Consider the following 15,053-nt stretch of genomic DNA (forward strand, 5'->3'; position numbering starts at 1 on the left):
TTCGTGATACTCAAGCGAAGACTATGAGGAGAACGAAATGCAAGTCCGGCCCCATGGTCAAGCGGTTAAGACATCGCCCTTTCACGGCGGTAACACGAGTTCGAATCTCGTTGGGGTCACTGATTTAGTGAGTTTAGTTTTACAATTTATGGCGACATAGCCAAGTGGTAAGGCGTGGGTCTGCAACACCCTGATCACCAGTTCAAATCTGGTTGTCGCCTCTATGATAAAAGCCTCAGAAACCTGATAGAATAAGGGTTTCTGGGGTTTTTGCTTTGTGTATTTGGTGTTTGCGCTTGTTTGCGTGGACATTTTTCTTGCTTTTGAGGGCTTTTAATCCAGGATTGCCCTCATTTTTGATGCTGTTTCTTCCTGGGAAGTGATGTTGCGGAGGTAGTGGTGGGTCATGTTGAGGCTGGTATGGCCCAGGAGCTTCTGGAGCTCGGTGTCTTCCATTCCATTCTTGTACATGATGGAGGCAGTGGAGAAGCGGAGTTTGTGGGAGGAGCGATATTCTATGCCTAATTCCTCACAGCATTTCTTTAAGCGGCGGTTAAAGGTTACGGTTGCCAGAGGCTGGCCGTTGCGGATGAAGATGTATTCGCTATCTGGATTGAGAGTTTGGATTTGTGCCAGTATTTCTTCCGCTTTCGGTGTCAATGGCATGTAACGCTTCCCTTCGCTAGCGTGGCCCTTTATATCTTCAATGATCTCATTTTTATCATTTACAAAGCGTTGAATGTGTAGTAAATTACCGAAAATATCATCCCATCTTAATCCCTTTAATTCACCTATCCGTAGAATTAGGTAGAAGTCTAGCTTTATTGCCAATGAGTAAAAATCAACTCCCAAGTAATTTATAATTTGCAGGCGTTCATCTTCGGTATATGGAGTAATGCTGGTATTTTCTGCCTTGTAGGTAAACTGTTTATAGTTTATATCCCGAAGACAATTTCGTTCTATGATATCATTTTCTACTGCAAGGTATAGAATTCCGTTCATAATGCTTTTTAGATCATTGAAGCGTTTTCTTGTCATTTGTCGGCCTTTTGTTATGTTCCTGAAATAGACAATCAGATCCTTTGCTGTCAGGTCCTTTAAGGGAATTAACACGATATCCTGATCCTTTAATAAAGAATTCCACATAAACCGATTTTCTTTAAGTGTCTTTTTGCTTACGCTTGTCTCTTTTTCTCTCCATTCCATCCAAGTTTCAAAATACGTTTCCAAGGTGGCAGCATTATCTCCAAAGAAATGATTATAAAGCTTATCAATTAATCCTTCGTAAGTACTACTGCTTATAGGCTTTCTTTTGATGATAAAATACTTTCGCCCGTCATCCGGACGGTTTTTGATTTTTGATAAATAACAAACTTTTTTTTAATTGCATTTCTTTTGATTTAATATTCATAAGGTAATTACGTGCCGGTAGTTGTATCTTAGCATCGCATTTGTATATGTGCAATCTATTTTTATATTCAGGTATATGGAAAAAGAATACAAATAATATTGCTAGATAGACTATAAAGATATATAATAAATGAATAAATTGTATTATAACTGTATTTTATGTAAAATTAGGTCTTTTTTATTAATCAAAAAAACGAAAATAGACTAAAATAAGTTGAATGTAAATAGTTGTTATTCAATATTGTGTTATATATTTTTTAGGTTTAATACTTTTAAACATGAAGATATTTTTAGCATTAATTTTATCTGGTTAGCTTGTAAAACTCAATATGAGTGGTCAGGTGCAAGTAATCCGCCGCATTTAATTGATACTGTAAAAAATGGAAATTATGAATATTTAACATTTCTTACGACTTATATAATTCCACTTGTTTTACAGAGGAATTATATACTAGGTAAAGTGATATTCAATAATGTATAAAAAATCTGAAAGGATATGTTAATATACATGGATAAACTACAAATAAGTTACTTCGAAGCATTAACTGCCGATGCAATGGAATCAGCAAAAGCTCTCGATTCATTTCGTTTGAGAGGTGTTAAAAATAGTGTAGTTGAAAAGTATTCGGATCAAGCTCACTTTATATATGAGCTTCTCCAAAATGCTGACGATGCGAAAGCTACATCAGCGCGCTTTGAATTATATACGGACAGGCTTGTGTTCTCACATAACGGTACACGTCGGTTTTCTGTTTCTAATCCTGCTACAGAAGCGGAAGACCTTAAAAATGGAAAACTGGGTGATATAAATGCCATCACCGCAGTTGGGGGATCTAATAAAACTGATGAAGCTACTATAGGGAAATTCGGAGTAGGATTTAAGGCAGTATTTCAATATACAGCTACCCCTCACATCTACGACCCAAACGTATTTTTTTAAAATTGAAAGGTTTATTGTTCCCGTTCGTATTGATGAGGATTATCCAGGTAGGCGAGAGAATGAAACACTGTTTGTATTCCCGTTTGATCATGATAAGCGCAGTCCTAAAGAAGCCTATGATGATATCTCCGAAAAACTGCGTTCATTAGATTATCCATTGTTATTTTTGTCTAACCTAAAAAAATATTGAGTTTGAGGTATCGGGTATTCTTGGACTATATGGAAAGACGGTTGAAGAGGAGCATTATCATAATGGAACGAAAGTGGAGTTTATTAGGCTTACTCAAAACGATGGTGAAGACCGTGAAAACCTGTACGATAATATGTTATGGCTCTTTTCCCGCAATGACGGTAAAGACCATACATACTCAGTCGGATACTTTGTAGATCCCGAAGGGCATCTAATTTCCAAGATGCACAGCGCATTTTGTTTTTTCCCTACTAAAGAAATTACTGGGCTAAATTTCATAATCCATGCACCGTTTCTACTCACTGACAGCCGTGAGGGGATTCTAGCTGGTAAGCAGCACAACCTCGATATGATTTCACTATTGTCGGAGTTGGCAGCTGATAGCCTCGTTTATTTAAGAGATATTGGTCAGTCCAAAACTGTGCCACTTATTGATGACAATATTTATGATATTGTGCCTTACGATGATAACAATTTTGGAGATGTAACAAGTAAAAAAAGTTATTTCTTTCAAACCGTTCTACACTGCTATAAAAGGGATTTTTGAAAACGAAGCTATTATTCCAGCAAATGGTAGCTATGTCACATCAAAAAATGCATACTGGGCTTTTGTACCCCAAATTGCAGATTTGTTTTCAAACGAGCAACTTGCGGTTTTAACCCAAAATAAAAACGCTCATTGGGTATTTACGTCATTTGGACGACAAGATACACTTCGAAAAAAATAAAGCTCTTACTGATTACATAGACTCGATAACAGCTGTCTGGCTTGATGATAATGATATTTTAAAAGGTTGGTGGATTGAAGGTGGAACCTCAAATGAGGGGGTAACGGGCTCATTTATAGAAATCCAAACCATAGAATGGCTACATAGGTTCTACAAATGGATAGCGGATACCAAAAGAAGAACTGAGTTAATACTGACAAAGCCAATATTTCTCAATCAAAAAAGAAAAGCAGCAGCAGCTTTCGATATAAAGAAACAAGCCATTCTATTTTTACCTATTGAAGGTGGTAGCGAATATGATACTATTAATGATGCCTTATTAGAAAATGATGATACAGTAGATTTTTTTAAAGCAAATTGGCGTCAGAGAGCCATCTCTTCGTGATGAGATATACAATATCATTCTTAAACAGTACAAAGATGGTGTTTCTATTGACACTTTTCCACACTTCAAGAAGTTCTTTAAATACTATCAGACCTGTTCACAGGCTGAAGCGAAGTCGTTTCTTACACTTATAAAGGAACATAAATTTGTTGTTTACTCTTCGAAAAAAAGAAGGTACTCGGTATAGGGGAAAACCTGACGACCTCTACTTTCCCTTTGAACCGTTGATTAAATGGTTTGAAACTAAACCGGAAACCAAATTTGTAAGATATAATGAATACCTCGAATTAGTGGGTAAAGATAAGGAAGATGAGTTGGTAATCTTTCTGACCGATCTCGGAGTAAAAGATGTACCACGGATTTTATCGCGTCAATTAAGCAATCAGGAGGCTATGGAAATTCAAAATTCTTGGCCTTATTCGAGCCGTAGTCAAACATGGACTGAAAAAGAAATTGATGGCTGTGCAGAAGTAATTAATTCAATCGTTGAAAAACATGATTTTGACCTTTCTGTGCTACTATGGTGCCAGTTGCTTAAGTTTATTGAGATTGGATATATAAAAGACAACTGCTACTGGTCTCAGAATAATGTACTACTTGGACGCTATGAATATTTCTACTATAGTGCACAATCAGAAACATTTGAATCAAAAGAAGCAAAATCTCTTCGTACACAGCCCTGGTTGATAAATGCAGATGGAAAGTTTGTCTCTTCAAAGAATTTGAGTGTACAGACATTAAACGAAAAGTATGATATTTCAAGCGATGAGGTCATTGAACTATTTCGAATTTTAGGTATAAAAGAAGAATTTAGGGAATCAATTGAAGAAGATGTTAATATAACCTCCCTAGGCGAACAGTTGGGGCTCTCAGAAGAGGAGCAGCGACTGGCTTTATTTGAGTTTGCCAATAAAAAGAAAATTCAAGAGTCTTATGGAGAGTTTGAATCTAATGATGATGCAGAGGATGACTCAAATAGCAATGGATTTACCAATGTAGATGAAGAAAACATCAATATAAGACGTCCATCGATTAAGCGTGTAGGAAAAGAAATTACAAAACGAGCAACTTGTACGCCCAAAAACAATTTGTCTAATATAGATTATATCGCCGATGACGCATCTGCCGATGAGGATGATTATTCCAAGCCGACCGTTGATATCAGTAAGAGAATTGAGAAAGTAAAGAAACTGGCGGAACGCGAGATTCAGGAAATTGCATTGCTGGAGGATTTGAAGCAGCAGGCACAAGAAGCGGATGTTTATTCGTATGGTTGGTTCAAAGCATTGCTTGAACTGGAAGCACTTAATAACGGAGAAAACAACGCAAACAGTCGCGAAATATCAATATCGTTTGCTAAGGTTGAACGTGAGATTGGTACCTCAAGAACCCTTATTTTAAAGCACCCTAACCGTTACATTCCACAATCAATGGAAGACCTTGCTGACATTCCGCTCGAATTGCATTTTATTAGCCAACCAACGGTCAAAGTGGCTATAGAGGTAGTAAGTGTTAAGTCGTATACGCTTCGGGTAAAACTTCGTACAAACGTGCAGATTGATGGTATTGATCTTTCGCAAGTCACGGAGGCTCGAATCGAAGCTCACAATCCCGTATTCTTAATTGAGGAATTACGAAAATCATTTATCAAGCTGGGAGAAGAAAATGGGTACGAAGATCATTTCAATATGAAACAGAATCTTTGCGAAAACATTGAGTTTGTTTTTGGTCCACCCGGTACAGGTAAGACAACCCACGTTGCAAGAGATATTTTACTGCCAATGATGCATTCAGAGCAGGATTTAAAAGTTCTTGTTTTAACACCTACTAACAAATCAGCGGATGTTCTTGTGCGGCGGCTTATGGAGACAATGGGTTCAGATCAAAATTATATGAACTGGCTTATACGTTTTGGAGCAACAAATGACAATGCCATAGAGCAGAGTGGTGTTTTTCGCGATAAGACCTTTGACATCCGCACCTTTACAAGAAACGTAACAGTTACTACTATTGCCCGTTTTCCGTATGATTACTTTCTGCCAGAAGAAGGCACTCGGCTTCATCTGAGTGCGTTAAAGTGGGATTATATTATCATTGACGAAGCCTCAATGATACCACTTGCTAACATTATATATCCCATTTATAAGAAAACACCTAAGAAATTTTTTTATTGCGGGGGACCCGTTCCAAATAGAGCCAATTACGACTGTTGATACTTGGAAAAATGAAAATATCTATACAATGGTTGAACTTAATTCGTTTACTAAACCAACAACTGTGCCGCATAATTACCATGTCCAGCTTTTAACTACCCAGTATCGGAGCATTCCTGAAGTCGGCGAAGTATTTAGTCAGTTTGCATATGGTGGCGTTTTAAAACACTATCGCACTGCTAATAGCCAGAGGACGTTGCCCATTGGTAATTTCATAGATCTTAAACCTGTGAATATTATAAAATTCCCTGTTAGTAATTTTGAGAGTATCTATAGACCTAAGCGGCTTCAGAGCAAAACGCCGTATCAAGTATATTCTGCTTTGTTCGTATTTGAATTTGTGAAATACCTTGCCTCACTCTTAGTTATGGATAAGGGAAATGATGAATTTCGTATTGGGTTAATTGCTCCATACCGAGCTCAAGCTGACCTAGTTGACAAACTAATGACATCGGCTATATTACCCTCAAATGTTGATGTTCAAGTTGGAACTATTCATGGTTTCCAAGGCGATGAGTGTGATATCGTTATTGCTTTGTTTAATCCTCCACCTAAAATCTCCACCCATAAAGATATGTTCCTAAACAAGCTAAATATTATAAATGTGTCGATAAGCCGTGCAAGGGACTGTTTAATAATCTTAATGCCTGATGACGAAACTGAAAATGTTGATAATCTTTCACTTATTAAAAAGGTTGAGGGGCTTTGCAAGGAACAGCCAGTATGGTGTGAACAATTATCTCCTCTGATTGAAGAGAAAATGTTTGGTAGTAAAACGTATCTTGAGGATAATTCATTTTCAACCAGCCATCAATTAGTAAATGTATATGGTAAGCCCGAAAGACGATATGAAGTTCGTTGTGAGGATAATGCAGTGGATGTACAAATCCATGAATAATTTTTATTATTACGGTATTGAAAAAAAATTACCACCCGTACAATAGGTTTCTTGTTAAAAAAAATATGACACTTAAGTACTTAACAGCACTTTAAGGTAATGGCTTGTTAATGACAGTAAGGAATTAATGATTCACTCACCTATATTTAACAGTCTAGAGGGAATAATTCAAAAATGAGGACAATTATCCAAGGATTGCCCTCATTTTTGAAGCAGTTTCTTCTTGTGGGGTGATGCTTCTAAGATAGTGGTGGGTCATATTGAGGCTGGAATGACCTAAGAGTTTTTGCAGTTCAGTATCTTCTACACCATTTTTGTACATGATAGATGCGGTGGAGAAGCGTAGCTTGTGAGAGGAGCGGTATTCAATACCTAACTCTTCACAGCATTTCTTCAGGCGTCGGTTAAAAGTTACGGTCGCCAGTGGCTGTTTATTACGAATAAAAATATATTCGCTATCCGGGTTTTGAAGACGAACTTGCTCTAATATTTTCTTGGCATTTGGAGTCAATGGCATATGACGTTTTCCCTGACTTGCATGCCCCTTTATGTCTTCGACAACTTTATTCTGGTTATCGATAAAACGGTGTATATAGATGGTATCATCTTTAATATCTTCCCACTTTAACCCTTTAAGTTCTCCGATCCGTAATACTAGATGGAAATCAAGCTTTATGGCAAGAGAATAAAAATCATCATCGTCTAAGTGATTAATGATAAGCAGACGTTCTTCCTCCGTGAACGGTTTTATGACTACATTCTCGGATTTATATGTAAACTGTCTGTAGTTAATATCCCGTAGGCAGTTGTGTTCAATGATACCTCTTTCAACGCAGAGGTACAGCATGGAATTCATTATACTTTTTAAATCATTGAAACGTTTTCTGGTTAGCTGTCGATCCTTTGTAATTCGGCGGAAGAAAGCTATGTAGTCTTGAACCTTTAAGTCTTTTAAAGGAACTTTAGCAATATCATCCTCCTTAAGAAGAGCATTCCAGAGAAAATAGTTTTCTTTGATGGTTTTCTTTGAAACGCTTGCCTCTTCATCACGCCATTTTTGCCAGTCAGGAAAAAAAGGTCTCAAGGGTGGAGTGCTTTAGTCCAAAAAAAGTGTTCGTAAAGCTTATCAATTAAACTAACATAGCAGATGCTGGTGATTGGTTTACGTTTGATGATGAGGTAGATCCTACCATCATCAGAGCGTACTTTGATTTTGGATAAGTTACATGCATCTGCGACTTTTTCTTCCCTCTCTGAAAAATCCACTATAATTTTAGCACGTGCGGTTGTTGACAATTTTTTTATCTTGTTCACAAAGTTGCAGTAACTGGTTAATAGCGATATCGCCCGCATTAGTAAGAGGCTCTGACGGATTGGCCGTCAGGCTTCTTGCAATTGCTTCATTTTGTTCTTTAAAAGGACTTGTTTTTCTGGACACTCCGTCATCACCTCCTTGTCTTTGCTCTTGTTTAGCTTCTTTATGTATAAGGTCAGTGTTATAATATATTTCTGAAGATTAAAACAATATCAAATGTAGAACCTTTTAAAAATATAGATTAAAGGCTTTTGATTTTTACTTTCAGGGGTTGGTGGAAATGACTATTACCTAATTCATCGAAACATAAATCGGCTTTCACGATTGCCTCGCCTTTTCTTAAAGATTTAAGTTGCTGCTCCCATTGCTTTAAGTTTAGTGCATTTTCTGCAAGTTCATATGCAATGGATCTAATCTCCTTATCCGGAGGTCTAAAGAAGATCTTATTTCCAACCTGATCGATAGCGGTTTCAATGTCAGAAGAAAATTTTCCTTTTATAAATTGTGTCGCCAATATTAGATTTATATTGAATTTTCTGCCCTCACAAAGGATCTTGTAAAGAGGTGAAGAGGCAGACAAATTTGCATTCTGGAATTCGTCAATCACAATAAATATTGGGTTTTCTTTAAGCCCTGTTTGCACTGCTAAAGACCAGATCGACCAAAGTAGGATATCTGTTAGCATCCTTTTAACACCAAAGGGAACTGACTGCATTTGAACCAGCTTTATCGGCTTGTCATCACCTAAAAAAAGTACAGTCAGAGTACCCATTAAAATAATTTCCATCAAATAAAGGATTCATTTTATTAAGAATGGTTTGGGCCAGCTTGCCGTTTTCGTTTATCGACATAGCTTTAAGCATGTTTAAATTAGGTGTATCACCGGTTACTTTGCTATATCTAAGAACCTGCATGATACAGTTATAAAGATATCCGTCTTGAGATTTACCGTTTCGCAGAAAAGATGATAATGTATCAACCATACGTCCTGCTAAATCACAATCTTTTTCCCAAGTTTCTTCATCTAATTTGATGCGTTGAAACAAATCAACACTACACCGTCCTTGGCGGCATTAATATAATCCAGTGAATTGGATAGGTCAGAAAAAAAATGCTTTTCTCCCTGGCTTTTTGACAGACTGCCGGACAAATCTAATATTATTGCCCGGCCACCGTTAAGCCCTAACCCTTTCATAATGACTTGAATACAATATGACTTTCCAGAGCCAGATTGCCCGGGAATCAATATATGCCCATTGGTTTCGTGGTTAATTGGATCCCAAAATATCTTTTTGCCTGAACATGTTCCAAGTTCGATACAGGATATTTTGTTTGTGTTGTTTCTGTTTTCTGTGTTATTCATAATCTTTACCTCTCTGCACAATATCTAGCTCGCCAATAGTATTGAACTCTTCACGTTTAAAACGTAACATGCTTTTTCGTTTGCAAAGGCCTTTGATTGAGACATCAACACAAAAGTCTTTTGATTTATAGCGGTATAAAATTCCAACTTCCTCTAAAGCAGAAAGAATCATGATGGAATTTTCTCCGCCTCTTGCATGCTTTTTTAAAACGACATTTTTTGAAACTGTCTATACTCATATAAATGTAATCCTGGTCATAATATAGAAGAAATCTTTCATTCTTGCAGGAGGCCGGATATTCATTGTCTCGGTTCCAAAACAAAAATGTGTGATTGTCGGCTAAATTCTTCATAGTTCCTATAAATTCTTCCATTATGAATTCCTGATGCGGAGTGCTGGTTTTGAGTAACTCAATAGCTTCATTACATATTGCTGAAAATGTACGGATAACTGCTTCGTCTACTTTCCGCCATCTGATGGAATCCTGCATTATCAATGCAATAGTGCGAAAAATAGCTATTAACTCTGCCGATTCGGTTCCTTGCGACTGTAGCGCAGCATATTGCTTATCTATCTCCACGCTGATTTGTTCCAGAATAAGGGGACCCCTTTCCTCGGCATAGCAGCGGATTAAATTTAAGAAGTTAGCCAATATGAATGGCTTCTTCTTAACCTGCTCCCATATATCCCATTGGATATCTTCCTTTTCCAGTATAATGGGGATAAGATTTTCCATTCGACAGATATCAATGGCTTTATTGGAGATTAGTAAAGGGAAGCATTTTTTTATTATGAATGCTCCATTTTGCGGCCATTTGAATGTTGGCTTTTCTCTGCTTTTCCCTATATTGATTCTGTAACAGTTCTTCTTCACAATCTACAATAAGCAACTCATCGCTTTGCTTTGTGGCTGCTTCCTCAAAGTCCTTTTCTGAAGTTGTAGTATTAACCAAAAGGTATGTACGATTAGCCCAGATGGAAATAAAGCTGTCTATGATATGCTTAATGTTAATTCCATTACCACAAAAGCAAACTGTCATATCCGGACACCAATCATTCCTTAAAATAATACTTTTCATGAAACCTCCAATGCAGAACATAAGAAGAAGGGCACCATAGGAAGGATTTTTAAATACTTGAAGTAAATTAAAAACCTCATTGATAACTGCATCAGGAGGAGTAAATTCCCCGTTATATCTAAGTAGACATTTGGCTGCTATCTCATTTGAATCTATTGGCCTCATATTATGTCCATCGATATATTGAAGCATGTTTTTTTTCTAAGTACCAGCCTGCAGATCCTTTAGGCAGCAACAGATCATCAGGATTCATTTCATTTTTTTATTAATGATAGCAAGAGACGGGCAGCTCTTGATTTAGAGCAGCTTGCAACTATGCCAGCCTTAGGTATTTGTATCTTATTCACCAGAGTAGTGCTGGAGAGATCTTTTGCAGGTATAACTAAATAGGTTCTTTCCTTGGTGTTCCTTGGAACGATAACAACCAAGGCTCCTAATTCTCCATTATCGGAGTAATAGCCCCATACCTTTTCGATTATGGCATTCATAAATGGAACATAACTGGTTGCTTGCCCTTGACTATTTAGACTAACTAAATTAGTACAGCCCGAAATTTTGTTTGGAATCAGGTATTCAACTCTGTCTCGAACCTTTTGGTTTTTTATTTCCTCAAGTGCTGCTCTTGTCTGAGCTAAGGCGATTAGCGCGTTTTGGTACTCTGTTTGAAGTACACTATACGTTGGATCATATCCTTGATTTGCATAAGGAAACGTTTGGATTCCTGTGTATTGTGGGGACATAGCTACTTGCTGTTGCGGAAAAGCATAATTAGGATTATAATTAGTCATAAATATGGCTCCTTTCTTTACTGAAATGAGTTTATATCAGATCTTGATATATTTCCAGGAACTATAATCGTATACGAAAAAAAATCCGTTGAAATTTTTTTATTTATATTTACAAATGAGGAGGAGTTATGATATACTATAGCTTTTATGATTTACTAGAGAAGTCTTGCCATATTCCATTTAATATAAATCAGTTTTACGAAGGGTTAGGGGTATGTTCTCATAATGAAAGTGTTGAAGAAGCAATTAATGATGAAAATAATTCAGTAAGTGTATTATGGAATGAGGTTGTAAATAGACATAATCTTTTATTTCCATTGTTTTCATCAGAAGATATATTTCAGCCGTTTAAAAGCGAAGTAATTATGTCATTATATGCTTCGTTAAGTTATACTACAGCTGAATTTGTGTCTAAAACTGATGTTGCTAATTCTTATATAAAAGTTGATCCAGCTGCTAATTCAAGTATAGATACGCGAAACTCAATAAAAGCATCAGTAAATACAAATTCCAGAGTTATTGGCAGAACTCCTAATGTCAATATAACTGGTCAATATGTAGAGACTAATTCTTTGCAATATTTTATTCCATTTGGTGTTCCTGACAAGGAATTTAAAGTGTTTAATTTATTGGATTTTTATTATTATCAAGAGAAATATACTTCTTGGCCTTTTTATGAAACTAATAAATATGGTATGAATTTGGAAAGCTTAGTAAAAACATATAATCATTTTTTTGAAAAAGATTCATTTGTTGAAAAGGAGGAGGATAATTTTTCAGCATATATATTTGAAGAACTCTTTCAACCCGTTAGGTTAACGAGTTTTATATCAGACGCTATATTTGCTTTTGGAGATCTATTTTATAAATATCAAGAGCCTGTACGTGAACGTACAATACGTTTACTGTGTCCTTTTTATCGATTACCTTTGTCTGTCCAAAAAAATGGATTCCGGAAAATATCTCAATGCACTAAAAAATTACGTCATGGCATCTGAAAAAGAAAAGAGCATGACTTGGCTGGCCTACTTAAAGGAATTGAATACAGTATTATTTCTGGCATATTGTGTTTTTCCGCTCTTACAAACGACCATGGCTAGAGCGTTGTATACTTTAAAACAGGGAGATTTGAAAGCTATGAAAGAGTGTCTTGAAAAATATATTTCAAGCAATTCTACAGAGTTTCCATATCATTTAGAAATCGAATGCTACTTAAATAAATTAAAAACACTTGAATATCCTCTTTCACCGAATAAAAAAACGAAATGGTGGCGGTGTGAGTACTAAAATCTCTGATCCTCAAGATAAAAAAAGAAATAATAAAGCTATTAAGACGTTTGACATAAATTTAACAAATGGCTTTTATAATCAACCACATATTTATGATTTAATAGATTATAGTTCTTTACCCAACAATGTCTGGTCAATTGAAGTATATCTACAAAATCTACAAAGTATATTAGTTAATAATTGTAATTGTGGAGCATCAGATCAAACCTATAATTATTTACATTACTTGAGAATGGAAAATAAGGATAATTAAGTAGTGCGCTAAATAATAAAAAAAATATAAATATCTTAGTATCTAGATATAAGAATATTGATTTATTTTAATAAATTTTTGTTTTTATGGCGCATAAAATTTTATACGGTTGTGAAAGAGGGAACTGCACACATATTGTGGCAGTTCCCTCTTTAAGTAACAAGTTGAATTATTTTAAGCCAGATATTGTTTTTAAAAAATTTTCGACGGATGCTTTAGGTATTTTCCAAGGTCTCCCCATCTGAAATCCTTTGATTTGATCTGTCTGTAACAGTTCGTATGCTCGATTTCTTCCTATTCTCAAAATTTCACAGAGCTCTTTTACAGAAATAACATCATCATATTGTTCTAACATATTTGGATCTCCTTTAAAATTTATTTTATTAAATAGTTACAAATCTTCTAACAATTTAATAAATTAGGAAGCAATAAAAAGCTATAGAAATCCTTATGATAAATTTAAAGGGAAGGTACAGATAGTTATGAATATTAATGTGAGTTAGATGAAACAGAGTATAAAGCAAAGCCAGATAAAATGGAAATGGCTAAAATAAGTAAAAGAATTTCAAAAAGACCAGTTAATTTATCGCTGGAGGAATTGGCCTCATATGTGGGTAATGATGGTTGCTCATTTTGCCCGGCAGTATTTTATAATGGAGAAAGAAAGTCAGATGCATTTAATGAAATGCAAGTATTTGCTCTTGATTTTGATTCAGAGGTTACTTTTGAAATAATAAGAACCAGAGCAGAGAAATATGACTTACCAATTGCGTTTGCGTATCATACGTTTAGCTCTACAGAGTCATTGGAACGATTTAGAGTCGCATTTATTCATGAATGTCCTGTAAGTAATGCTAATGCAGCAAAGGTAATATTAGCATTATTAATTGAAATATTTCCGGATGCTGATGGACAATGTAAAGATGTTTCTAGAATGTTCTTGGGCGGTAAAGGTCTGATATTTTTCCAAGAAGAAACGTTTAATATAGCAGGTTTGGCACTACAATATCAAAAATACGAATACATTACTAACTATTCTAATTATTCCAGAAGGATTAAAGGATTCGCAAAAAAAGAACAAAGTGGCCTTAAATGGTTCGTATTTAGTAATCGAACGCGCATCACAACTTGGTAGGATTGAAGATTTTTCGGAAGAACCTATTTATATTATAATAGGAAATGACGTAAAATCTTCATTTTTTATTAAAATGACATCCTACCAGACTGATAAGCGCGATAATAAGGTATTAAGTGATCAAATAAGGGTTAAATGGACAGGAAACGAAAAAAAAGTGTGCATTATATAAGGACTTTCTAAATGGTGGAGAGCTTGAACATAATGAAAAATTTTTGCTATTGACCAATTTTGTTAATATAAGAGGAGGAAGGAGTAAATTCCTTTCATATATTGAAAACAGGGGTGATGATCTAGAAGAGTGGAGTTTCTATTTTGGATATGCTAAATCCATGGGATATAAACCGCAGTCTTGTGAGAATGGTTGCAAGTATTGCAGCTATTGTAATCATAAATCAAATATGTTGCTGACAATAGCAGAAAAAGAGAAGATTCAGAGGTTAGATGATTCCAAGCAATATGTCAGTGTGGAAAAGGTGTATGCTCATATAGAAAGCTGTCTAAAAGACGCTATGAGCGAGATTAGAAAGGGGTTATATCTAATTCCAGCCCAGACGGCCTCCGGTAAGACCCAGGCATATTGTGATCTTGTAAAATCTCTAAATAATGAGAAGGTTATAATTGCAGTTCCTACCAATTTATTAAAACAACAAGTCGCAGAAGAATTACATATACGAGGCATTGATGCTGTAGTTACCCCCTCCATTGACGAAATGAATGTGCCAAAGGAACTGGTTGATGAGGTCAAATATTATTATGACATTGGAATAAGCAGTATGGCAGCTAAAGTATTGAGAAGGTTTATGATTGACCACGAGGATGATATGAGTCCAGAAATAATTTTGACAGTTCAAAAATGTAAGGAGTATTTAAGTTTTTTTTCCAATATAACAAAATTCGAATGTATTGTTACTACTCATGCCAGGCTAATTACCTTCTCAGAAGATGAATTGAAGAATTATACCGTTATTATAGATGAGGATATTTTATTATATTTTTTTTAAAAGTATAAAGAGAGTCAGCTTAAAATCCGTAGAAAAAGTACTGAGTTGGGATCACTGCCCT

General features: G+C 35.6%; 18 protein-coding genes and 2 tRNA genes. 10 read left to right on the forward strand and 10 right to left on the reverse strand.

Annotation, left to right across the window (positions count from 1 at the left end):
- Positions 1-47 precede the first annotated feature (47 nt).
- Both JCM10519_RS19355 and JCM10519_RS19360 read left to right on the forward strand, forming a co-directional pair.
- A tRNA-Glu gene (locus JCM10519_RS19355) sits at positions 48-119 on the forward strand.
- Between the two features lie 31 nt (positions 120-150).
- Positions 151-221, forward strand: a tRNA-Cys gene (locus JCM10519_RS19360).
- Between the two features lie 112 nt (positions 222-333).
- Here the strand turns inward: JCM10519_RS19360 and JCM10519_RS19365 are convergent.
- Complete coding sequence (locus tag JCM10519_RS19365) at positions 334-1,206, reverse strand: tyrosine-type recombinase/integrase (protein WP_347844830.1); 873 nt, start codon at positions 1,204-1,206, stop codon at positions 334-336.
- A 712-nt stretch (positions 1,207-1,918) separates the two neighbouring features.
- On the opposite strand from JCM10519_RS19365, the gene JCM10519_RS32085 reads away from it, so the two are divergent.
- The 5 genes from JCM10519_RS32085 (at position 1,919) to JCM10519_RS32105 (ending at position 6,764) form a co-directional block, all read left to right on the forward strand.
- On the forward strand, positions 1,919-2,350 hold the full coding sequence (locus JCM10519_RS32085) for a hypothetical protein (protein ID WP_347844831.1): 432 nt from the start codon (positions 1,919-1,921) through the stop codon (positions 2,348-2,350).
- Between the two features lie 263 nt (positions 2,351-2,613).
- On the forward strand, positions 2,614-3,087 hold the full coding sequence (locus JCM10519_RS32090; RefSeq protein WP_347844832.1) for a hypothetical protein: 474 nt from the start codon (positions 2,614-2,616) through the stop codon (positions 3,085-3,087).
- Positions 3,088-3,236: 149 nt separating this feature from the next.
- The gene (locus JCM10519_RS32095; RefSeq protein WP_347844833.1) at positions 3,237-3,653 is read left to right on the forward strand and encodes a hypothetical protein; all 417 of its coding nucleotides are present in this window, start codon (positions 3,237-3,239) and stop codon (positions 3,651-3,653) included.
- Between the two features lie 149 nt (positions 3,654-3,802).
- A complete protein-coding gene (locus JCM10519_RS32100) occupies positions 3,803-5,866 on the forward strand; it encodes an AAA domain-containing protein (RefSeq protein WP_347844834.1) in 2,064 nt (687 codons plus the stop codon).
- A gap of 28 nt (positions 5,867-5,894) precedes the next feature.
- Positions 5,895-6,764, forward strand: a complete 870-nt coding sequence (locus JCM10519_RS32105; protein WP_347844835.1) for an AAA domain-containing protein — start codon at positions 5,895-5,897, stop codon at positions 6,762-6,764.
- A 184-nt stretch (positions 6,765-6,948) separates the two neighbouring features.
- On the opposite strand, the gene JCM10519_RS19375 is transcribed toward JCM10519_RS32105, so the two are convergent.
- The 8 genes from JCM10519_RS19375 to JCM10519_RS19405 form a co-directional block, all read right to left on the reverse strand.
- Positions 6,949-7,848 carry a tyrosine-type recombinase/integrase gene (locus JCM10519_RS19375; RefSeq protein WP_054741214.1) on the reverse strand — a complete coding sequence of 300 codons (900 nt, stop codon included), beginning with the start codon at positions 7,846-7,848 and terminating at the stop codon, positions 6,949-6,951.
- Positions 7,849-8,037: 189 nt separating this feature from the next.
- Complete coding sequence (locus JCM10519_RS32110) at positions 8,038-8,202, reverse strand: hypothetical protein (protein ID WP_347844836.1); 165 nt, start codon at positions 8,200-8,202, stop codon at positions 8,038-8,040.
- Positions 8,203-8,320: 118 nt separating this feature from the next.
- Entirely contained in the window at positions 8,321-8,851 is a 531-nt protein-coding gene (locus JCM10519_RS19380) for a hypothetical protein (RefSeq protein ID WP_054741216.1), read from the reverse strand.
- On the reverse strand, positions 8,820-9,125 hold the full coding sequence (locus tag JCM10519_RS19385) for a hypothetical protein (RefSeq protein ID WP_347844837.1): 306 nt from the start codon (positions 9,123-9,125) through the stop codon (positions 8,820-8,822). Before JCM10519_RS19385 ends, JCM10519_RS19380 begins: the two co-directional genes overlap by 32 nt.
- The gene (locus JCM10519_RS19390) at positions 9,104-9,442 is read right to left on the reverse strand and encodes a DUF87 domain-containing protein (protein ID WP_347844838.1); all 339 of its coding nucleotides are present in this window, start codon (positions 9,440-9,442) and stop codon (positions 9,104-9,106) included. The genes JCM10519_RS19385 and JCM10519_RS19390 overlap by 22 nt, the downstream gene beginning before the upstream one ends.
- 125 nt (positions 9,443-9,567) lie before the next feature.
- Positions 9,568-10,179 carry a hypothetical protein gene (locus JCM10519_RS19395; RefSeq protein ID WP_054741222.1) on the reverse strand — a complete coding sequence of 204 codons (612 nt, stop codon included), beginning with the start codon at positions 10,177-10,179 and terminating at the stop codon, positions 9,568-9,570.
- A 19-nt stretch (positions 10,180-10,198) separates the two neighbouring features.
- Positions 10,199-10,714 (reverse strand): hypothetical protein, encoded by a 516-nt coding sequence (locus tag JCM10519_RS19400; protein ID WP_054741224.1) that lies wholly within the window; start codon positions 10,712-10,714, stop codon positions 10,199-10,201.
- Positions 10,715-10,776: 62 nt separating this feature from the next.
- Positions 10,777-11,310 carry a hypothetical protein gene (locus JCM10519_RS19405; protein ID WP_054741226.1) on the reverse strand — a complete coding sequence of 178 codons (534 nt, stop codon included), beginning with the start codon at positions 11,308-11,310 and terminating at the stop codon, positions 10,777-10,779.
- Positions 11,311-11,438: 128 nt separating this feature from the next.
- Here JCM10519_RS19405 and JCM10519_RS19410 point away from each other — a divergent pair, with 128 nt between their 5' ends.
- Positions 11,439-12,308 (forward strand): hypothetical protein, encoded by an 870-nt coding sequence (locus JCM10519_RS19410; protein WP_054741228.1) that lies wholly within the window; start codon positions 11,439-11,441, stop codon positions 12,306-12,308.
- 714 nt (positions 12,309-13,022) lie between these two features.
- Here the strand turns inward: JCM10519_RS19410 and JCM10519_RS19420 are convergent.
- The gene (locus JCM10519_RS19420) at positions 13,023-13,208 is read right to left on the reverse strand and encodes a helix-turn-helix domain-containing protein (protein ID WP_054741233.1); all 186 of its coding nucleotides are present in this window, start codon (positions 13,206-13,208) and stop codon (positions 13,023-13,025) included.
- A gap of 180 nt (positions 13,209-13,388) precedes the next feature.
- Between JCM10519_RS19420 and JCM10519_RS19425 the strand changes: the two genes are divergently transcribed.
- Both JCM10519_RS19425 and JCM10519_RS19430 read left to right on the forward strand, forming a co-directional pair.
- On the forward strand, positions 13,389-13,988 hold the full coding sequence (locus JCM10519_RS19425; RefSeq protein ID WP_054741236.1) for a hypothetical protein: 600 nt from the start codon (positions 13,389-13,391) through the stop codon (positions 13,986-13,988).
- A 221-nt stretch (positions 13,989-14,209) separates the two neighbouring features.
- Complete coding sequence (locus JCM10519_RS19430; RefSeq protein WP_347844839.1) at positions 14,210-14,992, forward strand: hypothetical protein; 783 nt, start codon at positions 14,210-14,212, stop codon at positions 14,990-14,992.
- The last annotated feature ends 61 nt before the right edge of the window (positions 14,993-15,053 follow it).

It is taken from the genome of Clostridium sp. NkU-1, assembly GCA_001312405.1.

Bases quoted from the DNA above. Each gene is read 5' to 3' on its own strand.
- JCM10519_RS19365 (WP_347844830.1), bottom strand. From the start codon at position 1,206: ATGGAATGGAGAGAAAAAGAGACAAGCGTAAGCAAAAAGACACTTAAA.
- JCM10519_RS32085 (WP_347844831.1), top strand. From the start codon at position 1,919: ATGGATAAACTACAAATAAGTTACTTCGAAGCATTAACTGCCGATGCA.
- JCM10519_RS32105 (WP_347844835.1), top strand. From the start codon at position 5,895: ATGGTTGAACTTAATTCGTTTACTAAACCAACAACTGTGCCGCATAAT.
- JCM10519_RS19380 (WP_054741216.1), bottom strand. From the start codon at position 8,851: ATGGGTACTCTGACTGTACTTTTTTTAGGTGATGACAAGCCGATAAAG.
- JCM10519_RS19390 (WP_347844838.1), bottom strand. From the start codon at position 9,442: ATGAATAACACAGAAAACAGAAACAACACAAACAAAATATCCTGTATC.
- JCM10519_RS19395 (WP_054741222.1), bottom strand. From the start codon at position 10,179: ATGGAAAATCTTATCCCCATTATACTGGAAAAGGAAGATATCCAATGG.
- JCM10519_RS19400 (WP_054741224.1), bottom strand. From the start codon at position 10,714: ATGCTTCAATATATCGATGGACATAATATGAGGCCAATAGATTCAAAT.
- JCM10519_RS19405 (WP_054741226.1), bottom strand. From the start codon at position 11,310: ATGACTAATTATAATCCTAATTATGCTTTTCCGCAACAGCAAGTAGCT.
- JCM10519_RS19410 (WP_054741228.1), top strand. From the start codon at position 11,439: ATGATATACTATAGCTTTTATGATTTACTAGAGAAGTCTTGCCATATT.
- JCM10519_RS19420 (WP_054741233.1), bottom strand. From the start codon at position 13,208: ATGTTAGAACAATATGATGATGTTATTTCTGTAAAAGAGCTCTGTGAA.
- JCM10519_RS19425 (WP_054741236.1), top strand. From the start codon at position 13,389: ATGGAAATGGCTAAAATAAGTAAAAGAATTTCAAAAAGACCAGTTAAT.